Genomic DNA, 26,988 nt, shown 5'->3' with positions numbered 1-26,988 from the left:
CTAGGGTGAATGGCGTGCGAGACGTTAGTGCCCAGCCGACAACCGCGACAGACCCGGCCCGCCCGGACCTGTTGGCGAGGTACACCACCCTGCGTCTCGGTGGGGCACCCTACCGACTGGCGGTGGCGAACTACCGGGACGAAATAGTACAAAACATACGGGAAGCGGAGCGTCGGGGTGACCCAATGCTCATTCTCGCGGGTGGCAGCAACGTGGTGATCGGCGACGCCGGCTTCCCCGGCACCGCCCTGCTGATCCGCTCCCGGGGCTCCCAGGTGGTGGCCGAGGACGACACCACGGTCACCCTGCGGGTCGAGGCGGGCGAGCCGTGGGACGACCTGGTGGCGACCACCGTCGAGGCGGGCTGGTCCGGCGTCGAATGCCTCTCCGGCATCCCGGGCTCGGCCGGCGCCACCCCGATCCAGAACGTCGGCGCGTACGGCCAGGAGGTTGCCGAGACGGTCGTCTCGGTGCAGGTCTACGACCGGGTGCACGGCGAGATCGGGCAGCTCCCGGCCGGCGACTGCGGCTTCGCGTACCGGTCCAGCGTCTTCCGGCACAGCGACCGGTGGGCCGTGCTCGCGGTCGACTTCCGGCTGGCCCGCTCCCCGCTCTCCGCCCCGGTCCGCTACGCCGAGCTGGCCCGGGCCCTCGGCGTCGAGGTAGGCGACCGGGTGCCGCTGGCCGACGCCCGGGCCGCCGTCCGCGCCCTGCGGGCCGGCAAGGGCATGGTGCTCGACCCGGCCGACCCGGACACCCGCTCGGTCGGCTCGTTCTTCACCAACCCCGTCCTGGACGAGACGGGCTACCGGTTGCTGCGCGACCGGGCGGCCGACCTCGGCGACCCGCCGCACTGGCCCGGACCCGGCGGCACCGTCAAGATCAGCGCTGCCTGGCTGATCGAGAAGGCGGGTTTCCGCAAGGGTCACCGGGGCGCCGAGGGGGTCGCCATCTCCAGCAAGCACACACTGGCCCTGACCAACCCCGGCACCGGCTCGACCGCCGCCCTGCTCGGGCTGGCCCGGCAGATCCGCGACGGCGTACACGACCGGTTCGGCGTCCCGCTGCATCCGGAGCCGGTCCTGGTGAACTGCACGATCTGACCGGCCGCCCCGCCCGCCCCCGGGCCGTGCCGCCGCGCCGCGTCGCCCTGCCCCCGGCCGTCGCCGGCTGGGCGGGTCAGGTCGGTGGGGCCACCGCTGACCAGGCCACGGTCAGCTCGCCGAGCCGCCAGCGGGCCGGCCGGTCCAGTACCGGCCAGCCGGCCGCGCGGACCGCCGCCACCGCGTGTCGCCACCGCTGCCGGGGGCCGAACGGCGCGTACGGGGCGGCCGCCGCCCACCCGTCGTCCAACGCCCGCAGCAGGGCGTGTACGCCGGTGCCGGGCACGTTGTGGTGGATCAGCGCCTTCGGCAGCCGCTCAGCAAGCGTCGCCGGCCGGTCGAGGGTGGACAGCTTCGCGGCCAGCGTCAGCGACCGGGGACCGTCCCGGTCCAGCAGCAGCCAGCTCGCCAGCCGGCCCAACTCGTCGCAGGTGCCCTCCACGATCAGCCCGCCGGGGGCCAGCGCGGCGGCCATCGTCCGCCAGGCGTCCGGCACCGCCCACTCGTCGTACTGGCGCAGCACGTTGCAGGCCCGCACCAGGGCGGGGCGCAGGCCGGCCAGCTCGAAGCCGCCCCGGCCGAAGGTCAACCAGGGCGGGTCGGCGGCCGGCGCGGCGGCGGCCACCCGTACCGGATCGATCTCCAGGCCGACCACCCGCAGGTCCGGCCGGACCGCGGCGGCCAGCCGGGCGCGCAGCTCGACGGCGGTGATCGGGGTGGCGCCGTAGCCGAGGTCGATCACCAGCGGGTCGGCCGCGTCGCGCAGCGCGGGGCCACACGTCGCCGCGATCCAGTTGTCCACCCGGCGCAGCCGGTTCGGATTCGTGGTGCCCCGGGTCACCGCCCCGACGGGCCGGCCGGCGGGCACCCGGTCACCCGGTGGCCGCCGGGTCGCTGACCCGGTGCACCTTGTGCTGGGCGGCCTGGGCCAGCGGCCGGACCACCAGCCGATCCACGTTCACGTGCTGCGGCCGGGTCGCGCACCAGGCGATGCAGTCGGCCACGTCCTCGGCGACCAGCGGCTCGGCCACCCCGGCGTAGACCGCCGCCGCCCGCTCGGCGTCGCCGTCGAAGCGGACCAGCCCGAACTCGTCGGTCTTCACCATCCCCGGATCGATCTCGATGACCCGCACCGGGCGGCCGCAGAGCTCCAGCCGGAGCGTCTCGGTGAGCGCGGTCTGCGCGTGCTTGGCCGCCGCGTAACCGCCGCCTCCCTCGTAGACGATCAGGCCGGCGGTCGAGCTGACCATCACCACGGTGCCGGCGCCGGAGGACTCCAGCGCCGGCAGCAGCGCCCGGGTCACCCGCAGCGTGCCGAGCACGTTCACGTCGTACATCCACTGCCAGTCGGCGACGTCGCCGGACTCGATCGGGTCCAGGCCGCGTGCCCCGCCCGCGTTGTTGACCAGCAGCGCCACCGGCCCGGCCAGCGTCCCGGCCCGCTCGGCCAGCTCCGCCACCGAGTCGTCCGAGGTGACGTCGCAGACGGCCGCGGTGGCCTGCCCGCCGGCCGCGGTTATCGACTCGACCAGCTCGGCCAGCCGGTCGGCCCGCCGGGCGGCGGCGAGGACATGGAAGCCGTCGGCGGCCAACCGCCGGGCGGTGGCCGCGCCGATTCCGCTGGAGGCGCCGGTGACGATCGCGACGGAGGTCATCGCGACATTGTCCCCCAGCCCGGCGGGGGGGCCGCCGGATGAGGTCGGTCACCTCCGGGGACACCTGGCAGGCATGGGAGATCGCCGATCGGGAAGATGACAGCCGCGGCAGAGGTTGTTCCCTGGGACGCCCGGTGTGTGGGGCACGGCACAGAACCGACGTGACCAAAGGAGCGGATGTGGCGGAGCAGCACACCGGCGTGGCGCGGCAGCGGTGCGCCCAGGCATGGCCGACCCCTCGACGGATCGCGACCCTGTCGGTCCACACCTCGCCGCTGCACCAGCCGGGCACCGGCGACGCCGGCGGCATGAACGTGTACGTCGTGGAGGTGGCCCGGCGGCTGGCCGAGTTCGGCGTGGAGGTGGAGATTTTCACCCGGGCCACCGCCAGCGGCCTGCCGCCAACGGTGGAGATGGCGCCCGGCGTGTCGGTCCGGCACGTCACCGCCGGCCCCTACGAGGGGTTGGCCAAGGAGGAGCTGCCGAGCCAGCTCTGCGCGTTCACCACCGGAGTGCTGCGGGCCGAGGCCGCCCAGCCGCCCGGCTTCTACGACCTGATCCACTCGCACTACTGGCTCTCCGGCCAGGTCGGCTGGCTGGCCAAGGAGCGGTGGGGGGTGCCGCTGGTGCACACCGCGCACACCCTCGCCAAGGTCAAGAACTCCCGGCTCGCCGAGGGCGACCGGCCCGAGCCGAAGGCCCGGGTGATCGGCGAGGAGCAGGTCGTTGCCGAGGCCGACCGGCTGGTGGCGAACACCTCGGTGGAGGCCCGCGACCTGATCGCCCGGTACGCCGCCGACCGGGCCCGGGTCGCGGTGGTCGAGCCCGGCGTCGACCTGGACCGGTTCCGCCCGGCCGCCGCCGGTGGCGAGGCCGCGGCGCGGCGCGCGGCCCGCCGCCGGCTGGGCCTGCCCGAGCGCGGGTACGTGGTGGCGTTCGTCGGCCGGATCCAGCCCCTGAAGGCGCCCGACGTGCTGCTCTACGCCGTCGCCGCGCTGCGCGCCCGGGAACCCCGGCTCGCCGACGAGCTGACCGTGGCCGTGGTGGGCGGTCCGAGCGGCACCGGCCTGGACCGGCCGACCGCGCTGATCGAGCTGGCCGCGTCGCTGGGTATCTCCGACGCGGTCCGGTTCCTGCCGCCGCAGACCGGCGACGATCTGCCCGAGCTGTACCGGGCCGCGGACCTGGTGGCGGTGCCCTCGCACAACGAGTCGTTCGGGCTGGTCGCCCTGGAGTCCCAGGCGTGCGGCACCCCGGTCGTCGCGGCCGCGGTCGGCGGCCTGGTGACCGCGGTACGCGACGGAGTCAGCGGGGTGCTGGTGGACGGCCACGATCCGGTCGACTGGGCGCGGGTGCTGACCGGGCTGCTGCTGGCCCCCGGCCGCCGGGCGGAGCTGTCCCGGGGCGCGGTCCGGCACGCCGAGGACTTCTCCTGGGACCGGACCGCCGCCGGACTGCTCGCCGTCTACCGTGAGGCGGTGGCGGAACATCGCAGCAGGCTGGTGGCCGAACTGGCCGGCGAGGCGGCGGCGCTGACGGCGGGCTGCCGGTGAACGCCCCGGACCGGGCCGGCCTGGCCGCCCTGATCGAGCGGGTCTGCGCCGAGCGGGAGCTGGCCTGCGAGCCGACCGGCGAGTTCTCGTACGCGGTGACGCTGCCCGGCACCCACAAGCTCAAGACGATCTGCAACCTGATCCTCGGCGAGCACGCGCTGCGGGTCGAGGCGTTCGTGATGCGCCAGCCGGACGAGCGGCGTGAGGAGCTCTGGTCCTGGCTGTTGCAGCGCAACTCCCGGATGTACGGGGTGGCGTTCTCGATCGACGCGGTCGGCGACGTGTACCTCACCGGCCGGGTCGGGCTGGCCGGGGTCACCGAGGAGGAGCTGGACCGGTTGCTCGGTTCGGTACTGACGTACTCCGACGAGTCGTTCGACACGATGCTGGAGATCGGGTTCGGCACCGCCATCCGGCGGGAGTGGGAGTGGCGGGTCAAACGCGGCGAGTCGCTGGCGAACCTGCAGGCGTTCGCCCACCTTTTCGAGCCGTCAACCTCCGGTCAGGCGGGTTTGGACCGGCCCTGACGGGTATCGCATCAGTGGTGGCGTGAGTGCGGACAGTGACGCGCTGCCTGTCGATGCCACACCGTCAAGGGAGCGTGGGGGTCATGGCTCAGCGGAACAGTTCCGGCCGCGGCGGGACCGCGACGGCGACGAGGAACAGGCAGTCCACCCGGTCGAAAATGAGCGAGAGCGATATTTCTCGGCTGAAAGCGGACGACATCCGGGCCCAGCTCAGGAGGCGCGGCGTCTCCGGCGTGTCCGGTCTCCGGAAGCCGGAACTGGTCAAGAGCCTGGTGAAGACGATGCGCGGTGAGGGCGTGGGTTCCCCGCCCTCGCGGCGCTCCGGCACGGCGCCACCCAAGAAGAGCACCACGGCCCGCCGCTCCGGCGCCACGAAGAAGACCGCCGCCGCGACCAGCCGCACCAGCACCGCAAAGAAGTCGACCCCGGCCAAGAAGTCGACGGCAGCCAACAAGCCGACGGCAGCCAAGAAGTCGACGGCGGCGAAGAAATCCACGGCCGCGAAGCGCACCACGGCGACGACGCGCACCCCGGCGGCGAAGCGCACCGCGGCAGCGGCAAAGTCGGCCGCGGCGAGGAAGTCGACGGCGGCGAAGAAGTCCACCGCGACCAAGAAGTCGGTGGCAGCGAAGAAGTCGGTGGCGGCGAAGCGGACCACTGCGGCGGCTAGGCCCACCGCGGGCAGGAAGGCTGCGGCGGCCAAGAAGTCCACGGCGGCCAAGAAGTCCACGACGGCCAAGAAGTCCACGACGGCCAAGAAGTCCACGACGGCCAAGAAGTCGACGGCGGCGAAGAAGTCGACGGCGGCCAGGAATGGCTCGGCGGCCGGTAGGTCCGCGCCGGCGGCGAACCCGCCAGCGACGAGCACGATGCCGGCGGGCGATGTTACGGCCCGCTTCGAGCCAGCAGGTGGTGTTGACCGTTTCGAGTCGGCTGGTGGCATGGGCGGGTCTGGGTCGGCTGGTGGCATGGGCGGGTCCGAGGCGGGCGGGGCGGTGCCGGGTGGTATCCGGGAGGGTCAGGGGATGTCCCGGTCGCTGCAGTACGCCCAGGTGATCTCGTCACCAGACGAGCACCCGCAGCGGCCCGGGCGGAGTCTGGTCACCACCAACCACGAGGTGATCCGGCAGTGGGCGGCGGAGCGCCAGGCGTCGCCGGCCACCATCGAGGGGACCGAGCGGGACGGCCGGGCCGGCGTGCTGACGTTCGATTTTCCCGGCTGGCAGGAGGGCGGCCGGTTGCGGCATATCACCTGGGATGAGTGGTTCCAGACTTTCGATGCCCGACGACTGAATTTCATCCATCAGGAGCAGCGTTCCGATGGTCGGCAGAGCAACTTCTTCCGGCTGGAGTCACCCGATCGCGAGGATGCCTGATGGGCCGCGGAATCGGCCGCGACCTGCGATGGTTGTCATGAGCGGGCGGAAACTGACGGCTCCCGGACAATGTGACGGGCAAGACAGATGTTCGGGTTGTGCCGCTCAATAGCCGCCAACTAACGTTGATCAGCAAGCGCCTCATCCGGGAAATCGTTCGGGGGAACGGCAGATCGGCGACGATCTGTTCACCCGATGTAGGCGCGGGGGACGGGTGGCAGGTTTGCCGTTGGGGGACGGCGCCACCTGAGGCCGGCGGCGCGAGCGGGCGACGCTTACGGGGGTGAGTGTTGCCCGCCGCCGCCGAGCCGTCCGTCCCCAACTCCACCCCACAGCATGGTTGATGATCTGAGCACTACTGCTGTTAAAACCCACGGGTAACAGCAGTGGCGCTCAGATCATCAACCGTTTCTAGACGGGGGAGGGCAGCGACTTCGGTGTCGCGGCCCGCCCATCGCCATCGCCATCGCCAGCGGCTGCGGCCGGTGCTGGCTCCGGGTCGCGCAGGTGCCGGGCGCGGCGTTCCCGGGCCGGGCCGGAGAGCAGGTGGCCGACCGCCACCGCCGCGGCCAGCCCGCCGCAGCACAGCCAGAGGGTCGCGTCGCCGAACTGCTGCCGGACGAAGCCGCCCGTGATCGGCGCCGCGAACGCCGCGATCGACCAGGAGAGCGAGAAGACACCCTGGTAGCGGCCGCGCAGCGCGTCCGGTGAGAGCTCGGCGATCAACGTCGAGTTGGAGGGCGAGTTGAGCATCTCGCCGAGCGTCCAGATCAGCACCGTGACGGCGTAGAACCAGGCCACGTCGGCGAAGGCGGTCAGCCCGAACCCGAGGCCGGTGATCGCCGCGGCCAGCGCCAGCACGTGGGTGCGGCTGCGGTGGCGGATCAGCCGGGGCACGAAGAGCTGCCCGGCCACGATCAGTACGCCGTTGAGCGCGATCACCGACCCGTAGGTGGCCGGCGGCAGCCCGTCCTGGTCCATCGCGATCGGCAGCATCGACAGGTGCTGCATGAAGACCAGCGCGAGCAGGATGTTGAGCCCCACGAAGCCGAGGAACACCCGGTCGCCGAGGACGGTGTGCAGACCTGGCGCGAGCCGTCGACGGGCTGTCCGCGTACTCGATGGGGGGTTTGGGCTTGCGGCGCGGGGCCGGCGGGTTTCGCGGACCCGGCCGAAGACGATGCCGGCGGTGACCAGGGTGGCGCCGGCGTTGATCAGGAAGAGCAGCAGGTAGTTGGCCTGGGCTACGAAGCCGGCCAGCACCGCCGAGCAGGCGAAGCCGAGGTTGATCGCCCAATAGTTCAGCGTGAAGGCGCGCAGCCGGTCGGTGGCCGGCACCACGTCGATCATCATGGCGCCGAAGGCGGGTCGGGCCGACTCGGCGAAGAGGCCGAGCAGCAGGGCGCCGGTGGCGATCGCCCAGAACGGTTCGGCGAAGCCCAGGCCGAGCATCGCGGCGGCGGCGCCCAAGTGGGCGGTGAGCAGCGTCGGGCGGCGCCCCCACCGGTCGGCGAGCACCCCGCCGAGCAGGGTGCCGACCGTGCCGCCGGCCCCCCAGAGGCCGAGTACGAAGCCGGCGTCCAGTTCGGAGAAGCCGCGCACGGTGGTCAGGTAGATGGCGAGGAAGATCAACACGAACGAGCCGAGCCGGTTGATCAGGGTGCCGGTCCAGAGGTACCAGAAGGTGGCCGGCAGGCCGCCGGCGGTGTCCCGTAACCAGCCCCGCACCGACCGCACACTGTCCCCCGTTTGGTAATGACCGACAATCTCTGAATGCCTTACAACCTAATCGGCCGGATGTTCGCTGGTCATCCGCTTTTCCACGTGTTGGTCGTCACCGGTGCTCCCCGCGTGTCCGATTGGCGGTTCGGGCAGGATGGGGCGCATGACAGCGAGTACGAGTACGACCGTGGCGAGCGAGGGTGCGACCGTGGGCACGCTGGTGCTGCTGCGTCACGGCGAAAGCGACTGGAACGCCAAGAATCTCTTCACCGGCTGGGTGGACGTGGACCTGACCGCCAAGGGCGAGGCCGAGGCCCGGCGCGGCGGCGAGTTGATGCGCGAACACGGACTGCTCCCCGACGTGGTGCACACCAGCGTGCTGCGGCGGGCGATCCGCACCGCCGAGCTCGGGCTCAACGCCGCCGACCGGCACTGGATCGCGGTCCGCCGGTCCTGGCGGCTCAACGAGCGCCACTACGGCGCCCTGCAGGGCAAGAACAAGAAGCAGACCCTGGACGAGTACGGCGAGGAGCAGTTCATGCTCTGGCGCCGCTCGTACGACACCCCGCCGCCGCCGATCGACGACGCCGACGAGTGGTCACAGGTGGGCGACGACCGGTACGCCCTGCTCCCGCCGGAGCTGATGCCGCGCACCGAGTGCCTCAAAGATGTGGTGCACCGGATGCTGCCCTACTGGTACGACTCGATCGTGCCGGACATCCTGGCCGGCCGGACCGTCCTGGTGGCGGCGCACGGCAACTCGCTGCGGGCGCTGGTCAAGCACCTGGACGGGATCTCCGACGAGGCGATCGCCAAGCTCAACATCCCGACCGGCATCCCGCTGCGCTACGACCTGGACCCGCAGCTGCGGCCGCTGACCACCGGCGGCAGCTACCTCGACCCCGACGCGGCCCGGGAGGCCGCCGCCGCGGTCGCCAACCAGGGCCGCTGACCGTTGCGGCCTGGCCCGGTCCGGCGATCGGGCCAGGCCGCAACGGCGACGCAGGTCGGCCAGGCGGTCCAGCGGGTTGGGGCTGGCGCGGGTCAGGCCGCCGGGTCGGTCGGCTCCGGCGGTGGGAATCCGCCGGCGGCCTCCCGGGCGATCTCCCCGGTGATCAGATAGACGACCCGGCGGCCGGCGTTGACGGCGTGGTCGGCGAAGCGCTCGTAGAAGCGGCCGAGCAGGGCGCCGTCGATGCCGGTTTCCACGCCGTACGGCCAGGCGTCGTCGAGCAGGATCACGAACAACTCGCGGTGCAGGTTGTCCATCGCGTCGTCGTCCTGGTCCAGCTCGGCGGCCAACTGGACGTCCGGCTTCGAGAGCACCACGGCGATCTTCTGGGCGATCCGGTCGGCCACCTCGGCCATGTCGCCGAACGCGCCGCGCAGCTCGGCCGGCACGGCCGGCAGCGGGTGCCGCCGCAGCGCCGTCTTCGCGACGTGGTCGGCGAGGTCACCCATCCGCTCCAGGTCCGCGGCGACGTGCAGCGCGGTCACCACGGTCCGCAGATCGGTGGCGACCGGTGCCTGCCGGGCCAACAGGTCACAGACCAGCTCCTCGACCCGCAGATAGAGCTGGTCCACCACCGCGTCGTCGGCGAGCACCTCCGTGGCGGCGTCCTTGTCTGCGGTGAGCAGTGCGTGGGTCGCCTTACTCATCGCCGCGCGGACCGCCTCCGCCATCTCGACCAGCAGTTGGTTGACGGTATTCAAATCGGCCTGGAACTCGTCCCGCATCATCACGTCCTGTGCTCAGTCGGGCCGCCGCCTGGGGACCAGCGCCGACGCCGGGAGTTGGGCAGGTGCCGGACAACCGTAGGCCGGGGGAGCGGCGGCGAGGTGAACGGCGGTGAACGACGTCGGGCCAGGGGGTGAACAATCCTCGACGTTGGTCTGATTGATCCTGTTCGGTGCGGTGGCCAGGTGAACAATGACCATACGATCGCCTGGTGGACTGGGGCGTCGTGGCCGGCGCGGCCGGCGGGCTCGGGGCCGGACTGGCCGCCGGTGCGCTGATGGTGCGCGCCGCGCGGCGGTCCCGGCCGGCCGAACCGCCCACCCAGCCGGAACCGGGAGACCTCACCCACGGGAGGGCAGCGATCACGGACCATCAGGACCCGCTGGCCGGGCTCGGCCGCAAGAGCCTGGACTCGCTGCGGGTAGGTGTCGTTGTGCTCGATCCGGAGGATGTTCCGGTCCTGGTGAACCCGGCGGCCCGGGCGATGGGGCTGCTGCGGGCCGGGACCTCGCCCGGCACCATCGCCGCGCACCCGTTGATCCGTACCCTGGCCGGGCAGGTCCGGCGCACGGGCGTGCGGCGCGAGGTGGAGCTGAACCTGCCCCGGGGTCGCGAAGGCGGCATGCAGGACTCCCTCGGCGTCCACCTGCGGGCGATGGGGCTGGGTGCCGGCTACATCGCCGTGGAGGCGGCCGACGTGACCGAGTCGCACCGGGTGGCCCGGGTACGCCGGGATTTCGTGGCCAACGTCAGCCATGAGCTGAAGACCCCGATCGGTGCCCTCCAACTGCTGGCCGAGGCGCTGCTGGACGCCACCGAACCGGCGTCACCGGAGGCGGATCGGGACATGTCGGAGGACGTGGTGGCGGCCCGGCGGTTCGCGGTCCGGATCCAGCACGAGTCGATCCGGCTCGGCCGGCTCGTCAACGAACTGCTGGAGCTGACCCGGCTGCAGGGGGCCGAACCGCTGCCGGCGCCGGAGCCGGTCGCGGTCGACTGGGTGATCGCGGAGGTGGTCGACCGGACCCGGACAGCGGCCGCCGCCCGCCGGGTGGTGGTCTCCGTCGAGGGAACCCGCGGCCTGACCGTGTACGGCAGCGACACCCAGGTGGCCACCGCGGTCACCAACCTGGTCGACAATGCGATCGCGTACTCCGCGGAGGAGACCAAGGTCACAATCTGTGCCCGGCTGGACGGCGAGCACGTGGAGATCGCCGTCACCGACCAGGGCATCGGGATCGCCCCGAACGACATGGACCGGATCTTCGAGCGGTTCTACCGGGCCGACCAGGCCCGGTCCCGATCCACCGGCGGCACCGGCCTGGGGCTGGCGATCGTCAAACACATCGCCACGAACCATGGCGGAAGGGTGGTGGTGACGAGCACGCTGGGTGGTGGATCCACGTTCACCCTGCGGTTGCCGGCCCGCCCACCGGACGACGCCCTGCCGCTACCGCCGTCGGTTGGGATCGAGGCGGGTCCGGCCGGGCTGTACCCGGTTTGACCAGGCCGAGCCAGCCTCGGCCGACTGAGGAAAGGAAGATGGGTTGAGCCGCGTTCTCGTGGTCGAGGATGAGGAGTCGTTCTCCGACGCCCTCTCCTACATGCTGCGCAAGGAAGGATTCGAGGTCTCGGTCGCCGCCACCGGCACATCGGCGCTCACCGAGTTCGACCGGACCGGCGCGGACATCGTGCTGCTCGACCTGATGCTGCCCGAGATGTCCGGTACCGAGGTGTGTCGGCAGCTCCGGCAACGCTCACATGTGCCGATCATCATGGTCACCGCCCGGGACAGCGAGATCGACAAGGTGGTCGGGCTGGAGATCGGCGCCGACGACTACGTCACCAAGCCGTACTCGCCCCGGGAACTGGTGGCCCGGATCCGGGCGGTGCTGCGCCGGCAGAGTCCGGAGGCGGTGGACCCGGGCGCCCCGACGCTGAGCGCCGGCCCGGTCCGGATGGACATCGAGCGGCACGTGGTGACGGTCGACGGCGCCGCCGTCCAGTTGCCGCTGAAGGAGTTCGAGCTGCTGGAGCTGCTGCTGCGCAACGCCGGCCGGGTGCTCACCCGGGGCCAGCTCATCGACCGCGTCTGGGGCGCCGACTACGTCGGCGACACCAAGACCCTCGACGTACACGTCAAGCGCCTCCGCTCCAAGGTCGAGCCCGAACCCTCCGCCCCCCGCTACATCGTCACCGTCCGCGGCCTGGGCTACAAATTCGAACCCTGACCGACCCTGCCTCTTCCGGCGTCAGGGGGTGGCGGGGTGGGGGGCGATCTGGCCCTGGTGGGCGCGGGTGGTGCAGAGTTCGGCGAGTTTGGTGTAGGCGGGGCGGCCGATCAGGGCGATCAGCTCGGGGCCGTACGACAGGTACATCGGTTCGGCGCCTACGTGGGCCTCCGGTGAGGAGGTGCACCACCAGTCGAGGTCGTGCCCGCCGGATCCCCAGCCGCGCCGGTCGAACTCGGTGATCGTGGTGACCAGCACCTTCGTGTCGTCCGGTCGCTTCGACCACTCCTGGTCGCGGCGGACCGGCAGCTGCCAGCAGACGTCGGGCTTGTACTCCAGCGGGTGCACGCCGTCGCGCAGCGCCTGGGCGTGCAGGGCACAGCCACCGCCGCCGGGGAAGTCGGCCTCGTTGAGGAAGACGCAGGGCGCCTCGGGGCCGCGGGTGGCGGTGCGGCGGGCCGGGGTCTTGCCGTCCACCGAGTCCATCTCGGTGTAGTTCTTGAAGCCCCGCCGGTAGTGCTGCCAGGTCTGCGGGGTGAGCCGCTTGGCCGCCTGCCGGACCCGCTTCTCGTCGTCGCCGTCGGTGAAGAACGCGCCGTGCGAGCAGCAGCCGTCGGCGGCCCGGCCGGCGATGATGCCGTGGCAGGAGCCGCCGAACACGCAGGTCCAGCGGGACAGCAGCCAGGTCAGGTCGGCCCGGATGACGTGCTCGGCGTCGGCCGGGTCGGTGAACTCGATCCATTCCCGAGGGAAGTCGAGCGCCACCTCGCGGCTGCGTGGATCGGTGGGATCCTCGACCAGGATCCGGAGTTGCTTGCGGGCTGCCACCCGGTCAGCCTACGCCGCTGACCTGCGGTTGGCTGGTTGCCCGCGCGGTGGGGCCGGGTGAGCGCGGGCCGCATAGGGTCAAGGGATGCGACTGGGTGTGCTCGACGTCGGCTCCAACACCGTCCACTTGCTGGTGGTGGACGCGCATCACGGCGCCCATCCGTGGCCGGCGCACTCGGAGAAGGCGGTGCTGCGGCTGGCCGAGCAGATCGGCCCGGACGGCGCGCTCAGCCGGGCCGGGGAGGATGCGCTGGTGGCGGCGGTCGCGGAGGCGAAGCTGGCGGCGGCGCACCGCAACGCCGAGGACGTGCTCGCCTTCGCGACCTCCGCGGTCCGGGAGGCCACCAACGCGGCCCAGGTGCTTTCCCGGGTACGCGAGGAGACCGGCGTACAGCTGCAGGTGCTCTCGGGGGCCGACGAGGCCAGGATGACCTTTCTGGCGGTACGGCGGTGGTTCGGCTGGTCGGCCGGGCGGCTGCTGGTGCTGGACATCGGCGGCGGGTCGCTGGAGGTGGCGGCCGGCATCGACGAGGACCCGGACATGGCGCTGTCGCTGCCGCTGGGCGCCGGCCGGCTGACCCGGGACCGGCTCGGGGTGGCGCCGGGCTCGTCCGCGCCGCCGTCGGCCCAGGCCGTGGAGGAGCTTCGGGAGTACGTCGAATCGGCGCTGGACCCGGTAGCCGAGAAAATGGCACAAATAGGGTGGGATCGGGCGGTAGCCACCTCGAAGACGTTCCGCACGCTGGCCCGGTTGGCCGGCGCGGCGCCCTCCACCAGCGGGCTGTGGATCCGGCGCAGCCTGTCGCACACCGGGCTGCGGCAGGTGCTCGGGTTCATCCGGCACATCGCCCCGGCGAAGGTGGCCGAGCTGGAGGGGGTGAGCGCAAGCCGGGCCCACCAGTTGCTGGCCGGTGCGGTGGTGGCGGAGGCCACCATGCGCCGCCTCAACCTGGAGGTGCTGGACATCTGCCCCTGGGCGCTGCGCGAGGGCGTGATCCTCCGTCGGTTGGATCAGCTGGAACCGGCCTGATTGCGGGGGCGGGGATAGGCTGGCAATCGTGACCACCCGCGTACTGCTGTCCAGTTCTTCGGTTTTTCCCGAGCCGACGGCCGCCGCCTTCGAGCTGGCCGCCGCGCTCGGCTACGACGGTGTCGAGGTGATGGTCTGGACCGACGCGGTCAGCCAGGACGCGGGCGCGCTGCGCGGCCTCGCCGGGCACTACGGGGTGCCGATCGGCGCCATCCACGCCCCGTGCCTGCTGGTCACCCAGCGGGTCTGGAGCCCCGACCCGTGGGAGCGGCTGCGCCGCTCGGCGATCCTGGCCGAGACGCTGGCGGCGCCGACCGTGATCGTCCACCCGCCGTTCACCTGGCAGCGCGACTACGCCCGGACCTTCGCCGACGGGCTGGCCAAGCTGGCCGGCGAGCACCCGGGGGTGCGGTTCGCGGTGGAGAACATGTACCCGGTGAAGATGGCCGGCCGGCAGTTCGTGCCGTACCAGCCGGGCTGGGACCCGGTCGAGGCCGGTCATGACGCGTACACCCTCGATCTTTCCCACTGCGCCGCCTCGCACAGCGACGCGCTGACGATGGCGGACCGGATGGGCGACGGGCTGGCCCACATCCACCTCGGCGACGGCACCGGCGAAGGGCGCGACGAGCACCTGGTCCCCGGGCGCGGCAACCAGCCGTGTGGGGAGCTGCTGGCCTCGCTCGCCGATCGGGGCTTCGCCGGCTCGGTGGCGGTCGAGGTGGCCACCCGGGGGGCCAAGAGCCGCGCCGACCGGGAGGCCGACCTGCGCGCCGCCCTCACCTTCGCCCGCGACCACCTGCCCACCCCCACCCCGGCCCGGTAGCCTGGTCGGCCGGCAAAGGCCGGTCAGCCCGGCCCGGCCCGGCGTGCGCCGGCCAGCCGGCCGGCCCGGGATGGGGCCGCTCGGCGAGCCGGGTCGGGGCCGGTCAGCCCGGGATCGGTAGGGCGGCCCGCTTCCGGGCGCGGTGCGCGGCGACGTGCGAGCGGGTGGCGCAGCGCTCGGAGCAGAACCGGCGGCAGCAGTTCGACGACGTGTCCAGGTAGACGTTGCCGCACCGCTCGTCCGCGCAGACCCCGAACCGGGCGCTGCCGTACTCGCAGAGCCAGACCGACAGGCCCCAGACGGCGCCGGCCAGGAACTCGGCGCTTACCGAGGCGCCCCGGCTGGTGACGTGCATGTGCCAGTCGCTGGAGTCGTGGCCGGAGATCCGCGGCTGCACCGGGAACGCCTCCAGCAGCGCGTTCAACTCGGTCACCGCGTCGGCGTCCCGACCCGTGGTGCCGTAGACGAAGACGTCCCGGAGGCGTTTCTGCGCCCGCCGGAAGATGGCAACGTCCCGCTCGGTGACCTCGTCCCGCATCCAGACCTGGTCGGCGCCGAAAACGGCCCGCAGATCGTCGAGACTGTCGAGCGGCGCGTTGACGAGGTCGACCCCGGTCCGAGCGTACGCGTCGAAGTTCACGCGACAACGGTAGACGAATTCCACCGGTGGAGGGAAAACCCGTAGCAGCGCCGGAACCGGGTGTGACGGCCGGCGTCCAGTTGATCAGTGCACGAAGGTTAGGCTCGGAGCATGCTGCGTTCGGTCATTCTCGCCGCGTCCCGGTCCGCCCGGGTCGAGCGGCTCGTCGAGACGGCCCCGTTCACCAGGGGGGCGGTCCGGCGGTTCGTGGCCGGCACGACCACCGACGACGCGCTGCGGGTCAGCGGGGAGCTGACCGCCGACGGGATGGCGGTCAGCCTCGACCACCTGGGCGAGGACACCGTCACCCCCGAGCAGGCGGGCGCGGTCCGGGCCGAGTACGTCACTCTGCTCGGCGCGCTGGCGGCCGCCGGCTACACCCCGGCCGCCGAGGTCAGCGTCAAGCTGTCGGCGCTCGGCCAGCGTTTCGACGAACAGGTGGCGTACGACCACGCGCGGGCGATCTGCGCGGCGGCGGCCGAGGCCGGCACCACGGTCACCCTCGACATGGAGGACCACACCACCACCGACTCGACCCTGGACATCCTGGCCAAGCTGCGCGGCGACTTCCCGGGCACCGGGGCGGTGCTGCAGGCGTACCTGCGGCGGACCGAGGCGGACTGCCGGGACCTGGCGACCGCCGGTTCCCGGGTACGGCTGTGCAAGGGTGCGTACAAGGAGCCGGAGTCGGTGGCGTACCAGTCCGGCCTGGAGGTGGACCGGTCGTACGTGCGGTGCATGAACGTGCTGCTGGCCGGCGGCGGATATCCGATGCTGGCCACCCACGACCCGAGGTTGATCGCGATCGCCGAGGACCGGGCGCACTGGTTCGACCGGGGCGCGGGCGAGTTCGAGTTCCAGCTGCTCTACGGCGTCCGGCCGGAGGAGCAGGCCCGGCTGCGCGACGAGGGCTACACGGTCCGGGTCTACGTCCCCTACGGCGACGACTGGTACGGCTACCTGATGCGCCGCCTCGCCGAACGCCCCGCGAACCTGGCCTTCTTCGCCCGCGCCCTCACCTCCCGCCGCTGATCCGCCCGGTCACCCGATGGCTCGGGTGAGAGCGGCCAGGTAGCCGTTGCGGTAGCCGGTCGCGTTCGGGTGGAAGGGGCCGTCGGAACCGAGGCCGTTGATCCACGGTGCCGGGTCGCAGAGCCGGTGGCCGTTGAAGTACGGGTCGACCGGGACGTAGACCGGGGTCACCCGGGCCTGGATCTCGGCGACCGCCGTCTTTATCGCGGCGTTCAGGGCCATCGCCACCACGTTGATCAGTTTGCGCTTGGTCGCGTCCATCGGCAGGCCGCGACAGGCGTCGGTCTCCTCGAAGAGCCGCGGATAGCCGAGCACGACGAGCCGGGCGTACGGGGCGGCGGCCAGGATCGCCCGGTAGGTGCCGGTCAGGCTCGTCGGCAGGGTGGTGACGATCGTGTCGATGGCGGTCCCCGCCACCTTGCGGCAGTCGTCGTCGGTGCCTTCGATGCAGATCTTGAGGCCGGCGCTGAAGCCCAGGTCGTCGCCGCCGACGGTGACGGTGACCAGGGCGGTGTCGGGTCCCAGCACACCGAGTTGGGTGGCGCGCACGTCGGCGGTGGTCGCCCCGCTGCAGGCGGCGAAGTCGAACGAGCCGATGCCCTGGTTTTCGGCGTACAGCTCGGGGTAGGAGCCGGCGCTGCGGTCGCAGGGCGGGTCGAGGTAGGGCGCACCGCCGCCGACCCCGGAGGAGTACGAGTCGCCGAGCGCCGCGTACGGGGCATCGGCGCGGGCGGCCTGGGCAGGAACGGTCGTCACCGCGAGGAGGGTGGACACCGCCAACGTGATCACTACGGGAATCTTCCGGACGTGGTAATGCATCGCGACACCTTCCAGGTCAAGTGTTGTGGCAACAGCCTGATCAGGTTCGGACACTAATGCGGACCGATCGATTCGTTGGTCGGAATCCTGATCGATGGTGAATGGCCGACAGTCGGGTGGCTGGCGAAAAAGTGTTGGTCCGACGTCGGTTGACGCCTCTCAGCCATGCCCGGCACCGCGCCGGGTCGGGAAGAGGGTGACGAGATGATCTACACGAAGCGGTCCCGGTGGGTCGGGCGATCGGCCTGGTGGTGGGGAGCGGGCACCGTCGTCGGGGCGGCGGCGCTCGGAGTTCTGCTGTCGGCGACTCTTGTCGCCTGCGGTGGTCGGCCGGGTCAGTCCGGCAACCCCGACCGGCTCGCCGAGGCGCCGACCGCGTCCGCCGTTCCCGCCGGTACGGGGCTCGGCGGGGCGGAGCCGAGCCCCGGCGGTACGCCGGACGCCCCGGCCGGGGGCGACGGGGCGGCCGGGGGCGACCCCCAGGGCGGTGCCGGTGATCCGGCCGATCCGCCGTCGAGCCCGCCGGAGGTCGAGCCGTCGGCCGAGGACTGCGTTTCCTACGACCCGGCGGATCTCACCGTCGAGGCGGTCGGTGACGCCTGGCGGATGCGGTCCGGTTCACACCTGATGAAGGTGTTCGACACGAAGGTCGACGCCGAGGACGGCGTGAAGGTCGCCCGCAACTGGACGCTGATGTGCTTCATCGGCCGGGGCAACGACCGCGCGGACCGGCACCGGTACATCTTCACCTACTGGCGGCAGCCGTCCGGCCTGCCGCTCGGGCCGGCACCCGCCCTCGACTGTGTCCACTACGACCCGACGGAGCTGCGGATCCACGGTCCCGACGGGTCCGGCTGGGGGCTGCGTGCCGGCGGCGGCGTGCCGTTGCTCTTCCTCGACACCGCCCCCGACGCCGAGCGGGCGCGGCTGGTGGCCGCCGGGCACCGGCAGCTCTGCGTCATCGGGCACGGCAACGACCGGCCGGACCCGGCCCGGTACCTGATGCAGCACTGGCGAGGGTGAGGGGCCGCGCGGCGGCCCCCCGCCGTCAGTCCTCGCAGGCGACGCCGTCGCCGTCGCGGTCCAGGCCGTAGATGTCCGAGCCGATGACGTAGACCGGACCCCGGACATACGCGGGTCCGTTGCCGCTGCCGCCGGCGCAGTCCACATCACTGGCGATAGGTACGCAGGCACCGCTGTAGTTCGGGTCGCACTTCGAGGCGGGCTTGGTGCCGACCGCGATCACCTGGGTGACCGGTTGCTTCGTCACCTTGTTGCCGACCAGGCGACGGTCGGTCTCCACGCCGTCGGTGAGGGTCACCTCGTAGGTGAGGGTGCGGACGCCGGGGACGCCCTTGGTGCGTACCGAGGTCTTGCCCTTGGCCAGGTTGGGGTCGTTGACCTTCTTCGTCTTGAAGCCGATCTTCTCGGTCTCGGTGACGGTTTTCGTCTGCACCGAGGCAGCTGGGGTCGCCGTGGCGGACGGTGTCGGACTGTCGGCCGGCGCCACGGTGACCGGTCCGGGCGGTGGCGCGACGCCGTCGGTGGCCGCCGCCGGCCGGTCCTGCTGGTCGGGCGCGGCGATCTCGGTCGGTTGCGGGTCACCGGTGAGGGCGCTGATCGCGCTCACTCCACCGCAGCAGAGCAGCAGCATGAGCACCGGGCCGACGAACAGGACGGTCTTCGAGCCGCGGTTCAGGCCGCCTCGGACGGGAGGGGGCGGCGGCTGCCAGCCGGGTGGTGGTGGGCCGGCCTGGGGACCGACGACCGGCACCTGGCCGGGTGAATACTGTGGATGGTGCGGCGGCGGGTAGGTCACCGGGGAAGTGTCCGCCTCCTGCAAGATCAACCATAGCGGCCGAACGCCGGTTCCGAAGCCGCCGACCGGTACGTCCGTCCACACTGTTGATCGCCAACGGCCGTCGATCGACCGGGGCAGTCCCGTCAACGGGACGGCGGGCCGCTCCGACCGATCATGGGAAGCCCGCATGATCGTCCGGCCACGCCGGTCGAGTGACCGGGGTCGGGTCGACCGTTCCGTCACCGTGTGGATCATGACGGCAACCCTGGGTTGCGGGGTCCGCTATCCTTTGGCCTCGCCGGGGGTGCCGATGGGGAGGGGCGCGGCTGTGGACGAGCGGCAGATCCGGCGACTGGCGGCCGAGTCGGTCAACTTCGGCTTCCTGCGGCCGTACCCGCTGCTGCTCTTCTACGGCGCGGGCGCGGAAGCACTGGTGCATGTGGACGCGCAGTCGGCGATGTTCAAGGCCCGCGCCTTCGGTGACGTGCTGACCCAGGAGCTGATCCACCGCACCGACGCCAGGAGCGGCACCGGGTCGTTCTTCCACCGGGTGCAGGCGCTCAACGCGGCCGGCCTGCTCACCCGGCGCAACCACCGGCAGATCGAGCGGCTGCGCAATATCGGTAACCAGGCGGTGCACGACCACCTGACCGCGCGGCAGGCAGCGCTGGAACTGGTCGAGGTCTGCTTCGAGCTGGGGCGGTGGTACCACCGGCTGGTCACCGGCGACCGGTCCCCGATCGGGTACCGGGAGCCCCGGCCGGCCGGCGGCCGGCACCGGCGAGACGAAGCCACCGAGCTGGTGGCCCGGCTCGAACCGGACGCCGAGGCGGCCCGTGAGGCGCTGGACGGCACCCGCGGCAAGCGGGTCTCGGCCAGCCAGCGCGACGACCTGATCAGCGCCGCCCGGCGGGCGTCCCGGGAGCCGTTGACCGAGACGCAGACCCGGCGGGAGATCGACCGCCAGCTCGCCGCCGCCGGCTGGGCGGTGCAGGACGAGCGGCAGGTGAACCTCTGCGCCGGCCCGGGGGTGGCGCTACGCGAGGTGGGGCTGGCCGGTGGCCGGGCCGACTACCTGCTCTACGTCGACCGCAAGCTGGTCGGGGTGATCGAGGCGAAGCGGGAGGGGGTGGAGGCGCAACTCGACCGCTACCGGCACGGGCTCAAGCCCGAGCAGCGGTCCGCCGCCTGGCGCCGGGACGAACCACTACCGTTCGGGTACGTCGCCACCGGCACCGAGACCACCTTCGTGAACGGGCTCGACCCGAATCCGCGTACCCGGGAGGTGTTCGCTTTTCACCGGCCGGAGTCGTTGGCGCGCTGGATGCGGGAGGCCGACGAGGAGCCGGCGGCGCCGACGCTGCGGGCCCGGCTGCGCCGGCTGCCGGAGCTGGACACCGAGGGGCTGCGGCCGGCCCAGGCCGAAGCGGTACGCGGACTGGAGCGCTCGCTCGCCGCCGACCACCCGCGGTCGCTGATCCAGATGGCCACCGGCGCCGGCAAGACGTTCACCGCGGTCACCGCCAGCTACCGGCTGCTCAGGCACGCCCGCGCCAACCGGATCCTGTTCCTGGTCGACCGGAACAACCTCGGCAAGCAGACCCTGCGCGAGTACGCCGGCTACCAGACCCCCGACGACCGGCGGAAGTTCACCGAGCTCTACCACGTGGACCGGCTGGCCGGCGCCGGCATGCTCGGCTCCTCCACAGTGGTCATCTCCACCATCCAGCGGCTCTACGCGGTGCTGCGCGGTGAGGACCTGCCGGACGTGGACGCCGACGAGAAGGCGTACGACAGCTACGACCTGGCCGCGATGGCGGAGGCGACCTACCACCCGGCGATCCCGCCGGAGACCTTCGACCTGATCGTGATCGACGAGTGCCACCCGTCGATCTACGGCAGGTGGCGGACGGTGCTGGAGTACTTCGACGCGTTCCTGGTCGGGCTGACCGCCAGCCCGGTCAAGCAGACCGTCGGCTTCTTCCACCAGAACCTGGTCTCGCAGTACACCTACGAGCAGGCGGTCGCCGACCGGGTGAACGTCGACTTCGACGTGTACCGAATCCGCATCCGGCAGACCGAGGCCGGCGACCAGATCGAGGCCGGCACGGTGGTGCCGCTGCGGGACCGGCGGACCCGGGCCGAGCGCTACCAGGAGCTGGCGGACGACTTTCCGTACGAGGGCACGTCGGTGACCTCCAAGGGTCAGCTCAAGCTGGTGCTGGAGACGTTCCGGGACCGGTTGTTCACGGGGATCTTCCCCGGCCGGTCGACGGTGCCGAAGACGCTGATCTTCGCGCGGGACGACAACCACGCCGAGGAGATCGTCAAGATGGTCCGGCAGGTCTTCGCCCGGGGCAACGACTTCGCCGCGAAGATCACGTACGCCTCCCGCCGGGACGGCAACACCCCGGACGCGTTGCTGCAGGCGTTCCGCAACAGCCCGGAGCTGCGGATCGCGGTGACCGTCGACATGATCGCCACCGGCACCGACGTGAAACCGCTGGAGTGCGTCTTCTTCCTGCGCGAGGTGCGCAGCGCCACCCACTTCGAGCAGCTGAAGGGGCGCGGCGCGCGGACCATCGACCCGGCCGACCTCCAGGCGGTCACCCCGGACGCCAAGGTCAAGGACCGGTTCGTGATCGTGGACGCGGTCGGGGTCACCGAGGGCGACCTGGACGAGGCGGTGCCGCTGCAGCGCCACACCGAGCAGCAGGTCAGCCTGCGCGACCTGCTGCGCAGGGCCGACGCCCTGACCGCCAGCCCGGACGAGGTGGCCACCCTGGGCGCCCGGCTGGCCCGGCTGGACAAGGGGCTCACCGACGCGGACCGGGCGGAGCTGGCCGGGCTGGCCGACGGGCAGCCGCTGACCGCCATCGTGCGCGGGCTCACCGACGCGGTCGCACCGGAGCGGCTGAACCCGGCCAAGGAGGCCGGGCCGGACGCCGTACGCGATCTGGCGGCCGACGCGTTGCGTCCGCTGGCCGCAAAGCCGGAGCTGCGCGAACGCATCCTGGAGATCCGGCAGGCGCACCTGATCACCATCGACGAGGTGAACCCCGACCAACTGCTGGCGGCGGCCCGGGTGCCGCCGGAGCAGCGGGTCCGCAGCACCGGCCAGGACTTCCACGCCGACACCGAGGAGCACCGGGACGGGATCACCGCGCTGCAGATCAACTTCGAGATGCGGGGGCGGGCGAACTACACCCAGCTCAACGAGTTGGCGGCCCGGATCGCCCGCCTGACCGGCTGATGGACGCAGGTGGGGGGTGCTGGCAGGATCGCCAGCGTGTCTGACGTGCTGAGAAACCCGCGGCGGGTTGGTGGGGGCGGGACGGTTCCGCGCAAGCCCGGTGCGGTGCCGGCGCCCCAACTGGGTGTCACCGGCGGTCGGCCGGTGGCCGGGCAGGCGCCGTACGCCGCCCAGGTGACCGCCGTGCTGAACCGGCACCTGCCGGCCACCGCACAGACGCTGCAACACCAGGGCTTCCCCGGCGCGGTCGCGCTGGCGCTCGTCGACGGGGAGATGACGGTGTACAGCGTGGTCGGCGAGGCGCTGCGCTACGGCGCCGGCCCGAAGCTGCTGCCGGCCACCGAGCGCATCCCGATGCGCCCCGACTCGATCTTCGACCTGGCGTCGATCACCAAGGTCTACACCTCGATCCTGCTGCTGCAGCAGGTCGAGCGGGGACGGGTGCGGCTGGACGCCCCGGTCCGCGACTATCTGCCCGGCTTCACCGGCACCGGCAAGGCCGCCGTCACGGTCGAGATGCTGCTCACCCACACCAGCGGCCTGCCGGTCGGCGCGACGGTCACCGGGCTGCCGAACAACGACGCCCGCTGGCAGGCGGTGCTGACCACCCCGCTGGTCGCGGGCGCGGTGCCGGGCAACACGTTCCGCTACTCCAGCGTCGGCGTGATGGTGGCCGGCAAGATCGTGGAGGCGGTCACCGGGCAGCGGCTGGACCAGGCGCTGACGGCGAACCTGACCGGGCCGCTCGGCCTGCGCGACACCGGCTTCACCCCGAACACCTGGCTGTCGCGCAGCGCCAAGATCCTGCGGCTGGTCGCCACCGACGCCCGCTCGTCACGCGGCCTGCTCCGCGGGGTGGTGCACGACGACGTCGCCAACCACCTGGGCGGAATCGCCGGTCATGCCGGCATCTTCGCCAGCGCGGCCGACGTCGCCGCGATCGGCCAACTGCTCCTCGACGGCGGCAGCTACCGGGGTCACCGAGTGCTCGCCGCGGAGACGGTGCAGCGGATGCTGACCAACCACAACGCCGGCAAGCCGGCGATCGACCCGGAGCGGCCGAACCGGACCTCGGCGCACGGGCTCGGCGTGGTGCTCGGCCAGCCCTGGTTCATGGGCCGGCTCTCGTCGGCGGCCACCTTCGGCCACACCGGCTTCGCCGGCCCGTCGTTCCTGGTGGACCCGGGCCGCCGGCTGGTGCTCGCCCTGCTCACCAACCGCGCCCACCCCAACTGGAGCTGGTCGAACCCCGACCCGGTCCGGGTCGCCGTCGCCGACGTCCTGGCCGGCGCGGTCAGCCAGTAGCGTCGCACGTCGCCGGGGGACCGGCCTATCCCGCCGGGCCGTTGTGGCCCGCGTCCTCGGCCGGGCGCTGCGGGGTGCACGCCTGGCGTGCGGCCTCGGTGAGCCGGTCGGTGGCGGCCGGGGAGAGGTCGCGCTCGGTGGCGGTCCAGGCGACCCAGGCGTACGCGAGGTCGGGGAAGAGCCGGGCCAGGTCGGGGTCGGCGTCCAGTTCGGCGAGCAGGTCCGGCAGGCCGAGGACCGCCTTGACCCGGCGCGGGCCGATCTGCAGCGGGTGGCAGGCGGCGGCGTCGAGGAACTGGTGGATGAGCAGGTCGAGCGCCCGGCCGGTCGCCTCGCCGGCCGGCAGCCGGGCGGCGGCGGGGGAGGCGAGGAACGACTGCTTCAACAGCTCGATCTCGACGCTGTTGGGCAGGGTTTCCGGCGGGGCCGGCCGGTCGCTCAGCGCGCGGGCGCGAGCCAGGATCAGCGCCCGCATCTTCCGGTACGGCACGGGCACCGGCCGCAGGTTGTATTCCTTGTGCTCGCTCAGCTCGTCGGAGGTGCTTATCGCGTCCTCCAGCAACCGCCGGGCCAGGGCCGGGTCGAGCGGCTCGCTGACCAGTCCGTCCTCGCTCCCGTCGGCCTTGCGGACGATGCTCAGCAGCGAGTCGGGGTTCATGCTGAGCAGGATCTCCCGGACCATCCCGCCGCCGAGCGCGCGGTCGATCATGACGAAGATGGCGTGTTCGTCGGTGCCGTCGTAGGAGAACGCGCAGACCACGACGGCGGTCTCGCCGTACTCGTCGTGGGCCCACCAGCAGTCGTCCACCCGGACCCGGCCGACGGTGTCCACCCAGGGCGGCTCCGGCTGGCCCTGCTGGACGAGCCGGTCGGCGTTGATGCGGGCCAGCTCGCGTTGGGTGTCGATGGTGCTCATCGCCTGGAAGCCGCGCAGCGCGGCCACCGCCGTCGGAGTCGGCCGCCGACCCAGCTCATGAATGATCTTGGCGTCGTCCTCGGCGCAGATCTCCAGCCGGGGCGAGAAGCCCTCGGCGCTCTGGTGGGCGAGCAGCTGGGTCATCCCCTCCTCGACCGACCACGGCGAGGTCTTCATCGTGATGGTGAAGTTCCACTCCAGAAAGTCCGCGCCCGCCTTGACCCGGTCGATGCCGAACGGATTCTCAGTCATGAGCTGATTGTGGCATTCGGTAGCGGAGGAGTCGCACAACGCGTGCGTTCATTCGCCATGGCGGGCCACGAATTCCTGGATCGGCGCGATCTGTTCGGCCGGCACCACGTACGGCCCCACCGTTACCGCCGCGGAAAGGCTCGCCAGCAGTTGGTCGAGATTCCGCAGTACGCCGCGCCGGTCCCGCCGACCGGTCGCCAACTCCCCCTGCACGGCGTAGATGTGGCTGACGGCGTCGTCCGTCTGCGCGGTAGGAGGCTGGGCGACCAACCGGACGAGCAGGTTCGTCAGGTCCCGACGGAGCTTTTCGAGTTCGGCCCAGAACCGCTCGTCCGGCCCGCCGGACCCGCCGTGCCGGGCGGTCGCGCCCCGGCCGGCGGCCACCGCCGAATTGTCGAACGTGCTGTGCTCGATCCGGATGTCATCGCCCACGGTCGGTCGTCCTTTCCGCTCACTTGCTCGCCGACGCGTTGGCGCCGACCGCCACCGCGCTGTTGACGAAGGTGCTGTCGGAGATGGTGGTGTTGTTGTTCTGGATGAAGGCCATCCGGCGGCGGTACTCGGAGGTGTCGATCTGGCGCTCATCGAGATAGTCCAGCAGCGCTTCGGAGACCGCCTTCTCGACGAGCTGCAGGTATTTCTCCGCGTCGAGGGCCTGAAGGAACTTGCGGGGCAGCTCCTCGCTCGCCAGTTCCCGGACGCTGATCCGCGCCCCGTAGTCGTTGATCAGGTTCTCCCGGCTGTCGGTGCGGGCCCGGTTCATCCGGGACTGCAGGGTGGCCATCTGCCACAGCGAGCGGGCCACCCGCAGCGGCGCCTTCACCGTGTCGGGCCAGCTCTTCACCGCCGTCAGCAGCGCCGCGCCGAACCCGGGGGCCGCCGTGGGGCGGAGCCGGTCGGCGACGTGGAACTCCTCCCGGACCGGCGGGAGCAGCATCCCGATGAACTCGGCGTAGAGGCGGCCACCCTCGACCGCGACGTGCACGAAGGCGGAGATGGCGATCTCCTGGCTCTGCGCCGGCAGGACCAGGCTCCCGTCGTCGGCCATCACCTGCTTGCCGTCGACCCCGACGACGAACCGCTGGTAGTAGCGGAGCCCACCCTGCGGGTGCCGGATGATCGCCGTGATCGCCTCCGGTGCGGCGACCGCGTGCGGCCGGTGTTCCCGGTCGAGGAGCGGGTCGCCGTCGCGGCGTTCACCGTCGGCGACGACGTGGTCGGCGATCCGCACCCCCGGCACCCGCTGGTGCTCCGGCAGCGCCGGGTCGGCGAGCGCCAGTACCCGCTCACGCAGCCGCAGGTGGATCTCCTGCGGGTCGACCAGGGTGTGCACGTCGGTGGGCGGCCGGGAACCGCCGTGGGTGGCGTTCGGGTCGGGACGCAGGGTCAGCGCCATCGTCCAGGACGCGCCGCTGACCGGGTTGCCGGCGCCGAGCAGGGGATTGCGGGCGTGCACGGTGACGTTGCCGTACTGCGCGGCGCGTACCCAGGCCATCCGGCGGGCGATCCGGTCGTTCGGCAGCGGCGGGGCGGTGCCGGGCACGGCGGCGCCGAATGACGACAGCATCGCCCGGAACGCGGAGATCCGGTGCACGGCGCTGGTGACGAGGGTGCCCGCCGCGAGCGCCACCGGCAGCATCACGAGCAGGAACACGAGCGCGGTCGCCGAGAACGCGGTCTGCAGGGCCGCCTCCTCCAAGCTGCTGCCGAGTCCTCCGGTATCGCCGCCGTACGGTCCGCCGAAGGGGTCGCTGGCGGAGGAGGTGTCCGAGCCGCCCGGCAGCAGCAGCAGCGGGGTGAAGGCGCCGAGGCAGCAGAGCACGATCAGGGCGGTGACGAAGAGCGCGGTGCTCCGAAGACCGGCAGCGGCTCCCGAGCCGAGGGTCGCGTTCCTGCGCATGGCGAGGATGCCGGCGGCGGTGAGGATCCAGGCCAGCGTGACGAACGGGACCAGGATCAGGCCGGCGAGCAGCAGTCCGGTGAGGACGAGGTCGCGGACGAAGAGCATCTTCCGGGCCCGGTACGAGTGCCGGACCACCGGTTCGAGGTCGAAGTCGGCGCTCGGGGCGACCGCCCGCTGCTCGTTCTCCACCACCTCGTCGATGACCGTGCGGGCAAACCCGTGATCAAGGTACGCCGCACTGCAGAGCAGTCGGGTGGTGGTGCTGAACGACGGCGGTGGCGGGGCCGGTGCTGGTGTGTAGAAGTACGGCGTCGTCCGCTGCCCGTACCCAGCAGGATCTGTCATGTCGGAGCCACTCCTGTCCGCCGCTGCGAATGGAGGGCAAGAGTAGGTTTCGCGGATTGGTCGCGGGGATCGCTTGATCCGTTCCACCGTCGGTCCACCCGGGATGGTCAACCTGACCGAAAAGCCGACGGGG

Annotated in this window: 24 protein-coding genes and 1 pseudogene; 13 read left to right on the top strand and 12 right to left on the bottom strand. The window is 72.1% G+C overall.

Going from position 1 to position 26,988, the window contains the following annotated elements:
* The first annotated feature begins 14 nt into the window (after window positions 1–14).
* The gene (locus O7627_RS30590) at window positions 15–1,103 is read left to right on the top strand and encodes a UDP-N-acetylmuramate dehydrogenase (RefSeq protein WP_278096917.1); all 1,089 of its coding nucleotides are present in this window, start codon (window positions 15–17) and stop codon (window positions 1,101–1,103) included.
* A 76-nt stretch (window positions 1,104–1,179) separates the two neighbouring features.
* On the opposite strand, the gene O7627_RS30585 is transcribed toward O7627_RS30590, so the two are convergent.
* Window positions 1,180–1,971, bottom strand: a complete 792-nt coding sequence (locus tag O7627_RS30585; RefSeq protein ID WP_278096916.1) for a class I SAM-dependent methyltransferase — start codon at window positions 1,969–1,971, stop codon at window positions 1,180–1,182.
* A 4-nt stretch (window positions 1,972–1,975) separates the two neighbouring features.
* A complete protein-coding gene (locus O7627_RS30580) occupies window positions 1,976–2,758 on the bottom strand; it encodes an SDR family oxidoreductase (RefSeq protein ID WP_278096915.1) in 783 nt (260 codons plus the stop codon).
* A 179-nt stretch (window positions 2,759–2,937) separates the two neighbouring features.
* Here O7627_RS30580 and mshA point away from each other — a divergent pair, with 179 nt between their 5' ends.
* Both mshA and O7627_RS30570 read left to right on the top strand, forming a co-directional pair.
* Window positions 2,938–4,311 carry a D-inositol-3-phosphate glycosyltransferase gene (mshA, locus tag O7627_RS30575; protein ID WP_347404690.1) on the top strand — a complete coding sequence of 458 codons (1,374 nt, stop codon included), beginning with the start codon at window positions 2,938–2,940 and terminating at the stop codon, window positions 4,309–4,311.
* On the top strand, window positions 4,308–4,838 hold the full coding sequence (locus O7627_RS30570; protein ID WP_278096913.1) for a YbjN domain-containing protein: 531 nt from the start codon (window positions 4,308–4,310) through the stop codon (window positions 4,836–4,838). The genes mshA and O7627_RS30570 overlap by 4 nt, the downstream gene beginning before the upstream one ends.
* 88 nt (window positions 4,839–4,926) lie before the next feature.
* Here the strand turns inward: O7627_RS30570 and O7627_RS30565 are convergent, their stop codons facing one another.
* Window positions 4,927–5,706: a hypothetical protein gene (locus O7627_RS30565; RefSeq protein WP_278096912.1), complete on the bottom strand. Its 780-nt coding sequence runs from the start codon at window positions 5,704–5,706 to the stop codon at window positions 4,927–4,929.
* Window positions 5,707–5,845: 139 nt separating this feature from the next.
* Between O7627_RS30565 and O7627_RS30560 the strand changes: the two are divergent.
* Window positions 5,846–6,214 (top strand): annotated as a pseudogene (locus O7627_RS30560) (hypothetical protein); the annotation flags it as partial.
* Window positions 6,215–6,625: 411 nt separating this feature from the next.
* Here the strand turns inward: O7627_RS30560 and O7627_RS30555 are convergent.
* Window positions 6,626–7,951: an MFS transporter gene (locus O7627_RS30555; RefSeq protein ID WP_278096910.1), complete on the bottom strand. Its 1,326-nt coding sequence runs from the start codon at window positions 7,949–7,951 to the stop codon at window positions 6,626–6,628.
* 148 nt (window positions 7,952–8,099) lie between these two features.
* Here O7627_RS30555 and O7627_RS30550 point away from each other — a divergent pair, with 148 nt between their 5' ends.
* The gene (locus O7627_RS30550) at window positions 8,100–8,888 is read left to right on the top strand and encodes a phosphoglyceromutase (protein ID WP_278096909.1); all 789 of its coding nucleotides are present in this window, start codon (window positions 8,100–8,102) and stop codon (window positions 8,886–8,888) included.
* A gap of 92 nt (window positions 8,889–8,980) precedes the next feature.
* On the opposite strand, the gene phoU is transcribed toward O7627_RS30550, so the two are convergent.
* Entirely contained in the window at window positions 8,981–9,673 is a 693-nt protein-coding gene (gene phoU / locus O7627_RS30545; RefSeq protein ID WP_278096908.1) for a phosphate signaling complex protein PhoU, read from the bottom strand.
* 278 nt (window positions 9,674–9,951) lie between these two features.
* On the opposite strand from phoU, the gene O7627_RS30540 reads away from it, so the two are divergent.
* Together O7627_RS30540 and O7627_RS30535 are read left to right on the top strand one after the other, a co-directional pair.
* A complete protein-coding gene (locus O7627_RS30540; protein ID WP_278098493.1) occupies window positions 9,952–11,178 on the top strand; it encodes an ATP-binding protein in 1,227 nt (408 codons plus the stop codon).
* 43 nt (window positions 11,179–11,221) lie between these two features.
* Window positions 11,222–11,905 (top strand): response regulator transcription factor, encoded by a 684-nt coding sequence (locus tag O7627_RS30535; RefSeq protein ID WP_278096907.1) that lies wholly within the window; start codon window positions 11,222–11,224, stop codon window positions 11,903–11,905.
* 21 nt (window positions 11,906–11,926) lie between these two features.
* On the opposite strand, the gene O7627_RS30530 is transcribed toward O7627_RS30535, so the two are convergent.
* Window positions 11,927–12,733: a hypothetical protein gene (locus O7627_RS30530; RefSeq protein WP_278096906.1), complete on the bottom strand. Its 807-nt coding sequence runs from the start codon at window positions 12,731–12,733 to the stop codon at window positions 11,927–11,929.
* 85 nt (window positions 12,734–12,818) lie between these two features.
* On the opposite strand from O7627_RS30530, the gene O7627_RS30525 reads away from it, so the two are divergent.
* Both O7627_RS30525 and O7627_RS30520 read left to right on the top strand, forming a co-directional pair.
* Window positions 12,819–13,763: a Ppx/GppA phosphatase family protein gene (locus O7627_RS30525; protein WP_278096905.1), complete on the top strand. Its 945-nt coding sequence runs from the start codon at window positions 12,819–12,821 to the stop codon at window positions 13,761–13,763.
* A gap of 28 nt (window positions 13,764–13,791) precedes the next feature.
* Window positions 13,792–14,589: a sugar phosphate isomerase/epimerase gene (locus O7627_RS30520; RefSeq protein WP_278096904.1), complete on the top strand. Its 798-nt coding sequence runs from the start codon at window positions 13,792–13,794 to the stop codon at window positions 14,587–14,589.
* Window positions 14,590–14,692: 103 nt separating this feature from the next.
* On the opposite strand, the gene O7627_RS30515 is transcribed toward O7627_RS30520, so the two are convergent.
* A complete protein-coding gene (locus O7627_RS30515; RefSeq protein ID WP_278096903.1) occupies window positions 14,693–15,229 on the bottom strand; it encodes a CGNR zinc finger domain-containing protein in 537 nt (178 codons plus the stop codon).
* A gap of 111 nt (window positions 15,230–15,340) precedes the next feature.
* On the opposite strand from O7627_RS30515, the gene O7627_RS30510 reads away from it, so the two are divergent.
* On the top strand, window positions 15,341–16,261 hold the full coding sequence (locus O7627_RS30510) for a proline dehydrogenase family protein (protein WP_278096902.1): 921 nt from the start codon (window positions 15,341–15,343) through the stop codon (window positions 16,259–16,261).
* A 9-nt stretch (window positions 16,262–16,270) separates the two neighbouring features.
* Here O7627_RS30510 and O7627_RS30505 read toward each other — a convergent pair whose 3' ends face one another.
* Window positions 16,271–17,017 (bottom strand): SGNH/GDSL hydrolase family protein, encoded by a 747-nt coding sequence (locus tag O7627_RS30505; RefSeq protein WP_278096901.1) that lies wholly within the window; start codon window positions 17,015–17,017, stop codon window positions 16,271–16,273.
* A gap of 267 nt (window positions 17,018–17,284) precedes the next feature.
* Between O7627_RS30505 and O7627_RS30500 the strand changes: the two genes are divergently transcribed.
* A complete protein-coding gene (locus tag O7627_RS30500; RefSeq protein WP_278096900.1) occupies window positions 17,285–18,103 on the top strand; it encodes a hypothetical protein in 819 nt (272 codons plus the stop codon).
* Window positions 18,104–18,128: 25 nt separating this feature from the next.
* Here the strand turns inward: O7627_RS30500 and O7627_RS30495 are convergent, their stop codons facing one another.
* A complete protein-coding gene (locus tag O7627_RS30495; RefSeq protein ID WP_278096899.1) occupies window positions 18,129–18,899 on the bottom strand; it encodes a G5 domain-containing protein in 771 nt (256 codons plus the stop codon).
* 235 nt (window positions 18,900–19,134) lie between these two features.
* Here O7627_RS30495 and O7627_RS30490 point away from each other — a divergent pair, with 235 nt between their 5' ends.
* Together O7627_RS30490 and O7627_RS30485 are read left to right on the top strand one after the other, a co-directional pair.
* On the top strand, window positions 19,135–22,134 hold the full coding sequence (locus O7627_RS30490; protein ID WP_278096898.1) for a DEAD/DEAH box helicase family protein: 3,000 nt from the start codon (window positions 19,135–19,137) through the stop codon (window positions 22,132–22,134).
* A gap of 45 nt (window positions 22,135–22,179) precedes the next feature.
* A complete protein-coding gene (locus O7627_RS30485) occupies window positions 22,180–23,439 on the top strand; it encodes a serine hydrolase domain-containing protein (RefSeq protein WP_278096897.1) in 1,260 nt (419 codons plus the stop codon).
* A gap of 25 nt (window positions 23,440–23,464) precedes the next feature.
* On the opposite strand, the gene O7627_RS30480 is transcribed toward O7627_RS30485, so the two are convergent.
* The 3 genes from O7627_RS30480 to O7627_RS30470 are packed head-to-tail and all read right to left on the bottom strand — an operon-like array spanning window position 23,465 to window position 26,855.
* The gene (locus O7627_RS30480; RefSeq protein WP_278096896.1) at window positions 23,465–24,607 is read right to left on the bottom strand and encodes a hypothetical protein; all 1,143 of its coding nucleotides are present in this window, start codon (window positions 24,605–24,607) and stop codon (window positions 23,465–23,467) included.
* Between the two features lie 48 nt (window positions 24,608–24,655).
* Entirely contained in the window at window positions 24,656–25,039 is a 384-nt protein-coding gene (locus tag O7627_RS30475) for a hypothetical protein (RefSeq protein WP_278096895.1), read from the bottom strand.
* A gap of 19 nt (window positions 25,040–25,058) precedes the next feature.
* Window positions 25,059–26,855, bottom strand: a complete 1,797-nt coding sequence (locus O7627_RS30470; protein ID WP_278096894.1) for a hypothetical protein — start codon at window positions 26,853–26,855, stop codon at window positions 25,059–25,061.
* Window positions 26,856–26,988 lie beyond the last annotated feature (133 nt).

The organism is Solwaraspora sp. WMMD1047 (genome assembly GCF_029626155.1).
In the GTDB taxonomy this organism is placed as follows: Bacteria; Actinomycetota; Actinomycetes; order Mycobacteriales; family Micromonosporaceae; genus WMMD1047.
The sequence above is the reverse complement of the archived record's forward strand: the minus strand, read 5'-3'. Positions and strand labels throughout refer to the sequence as shown.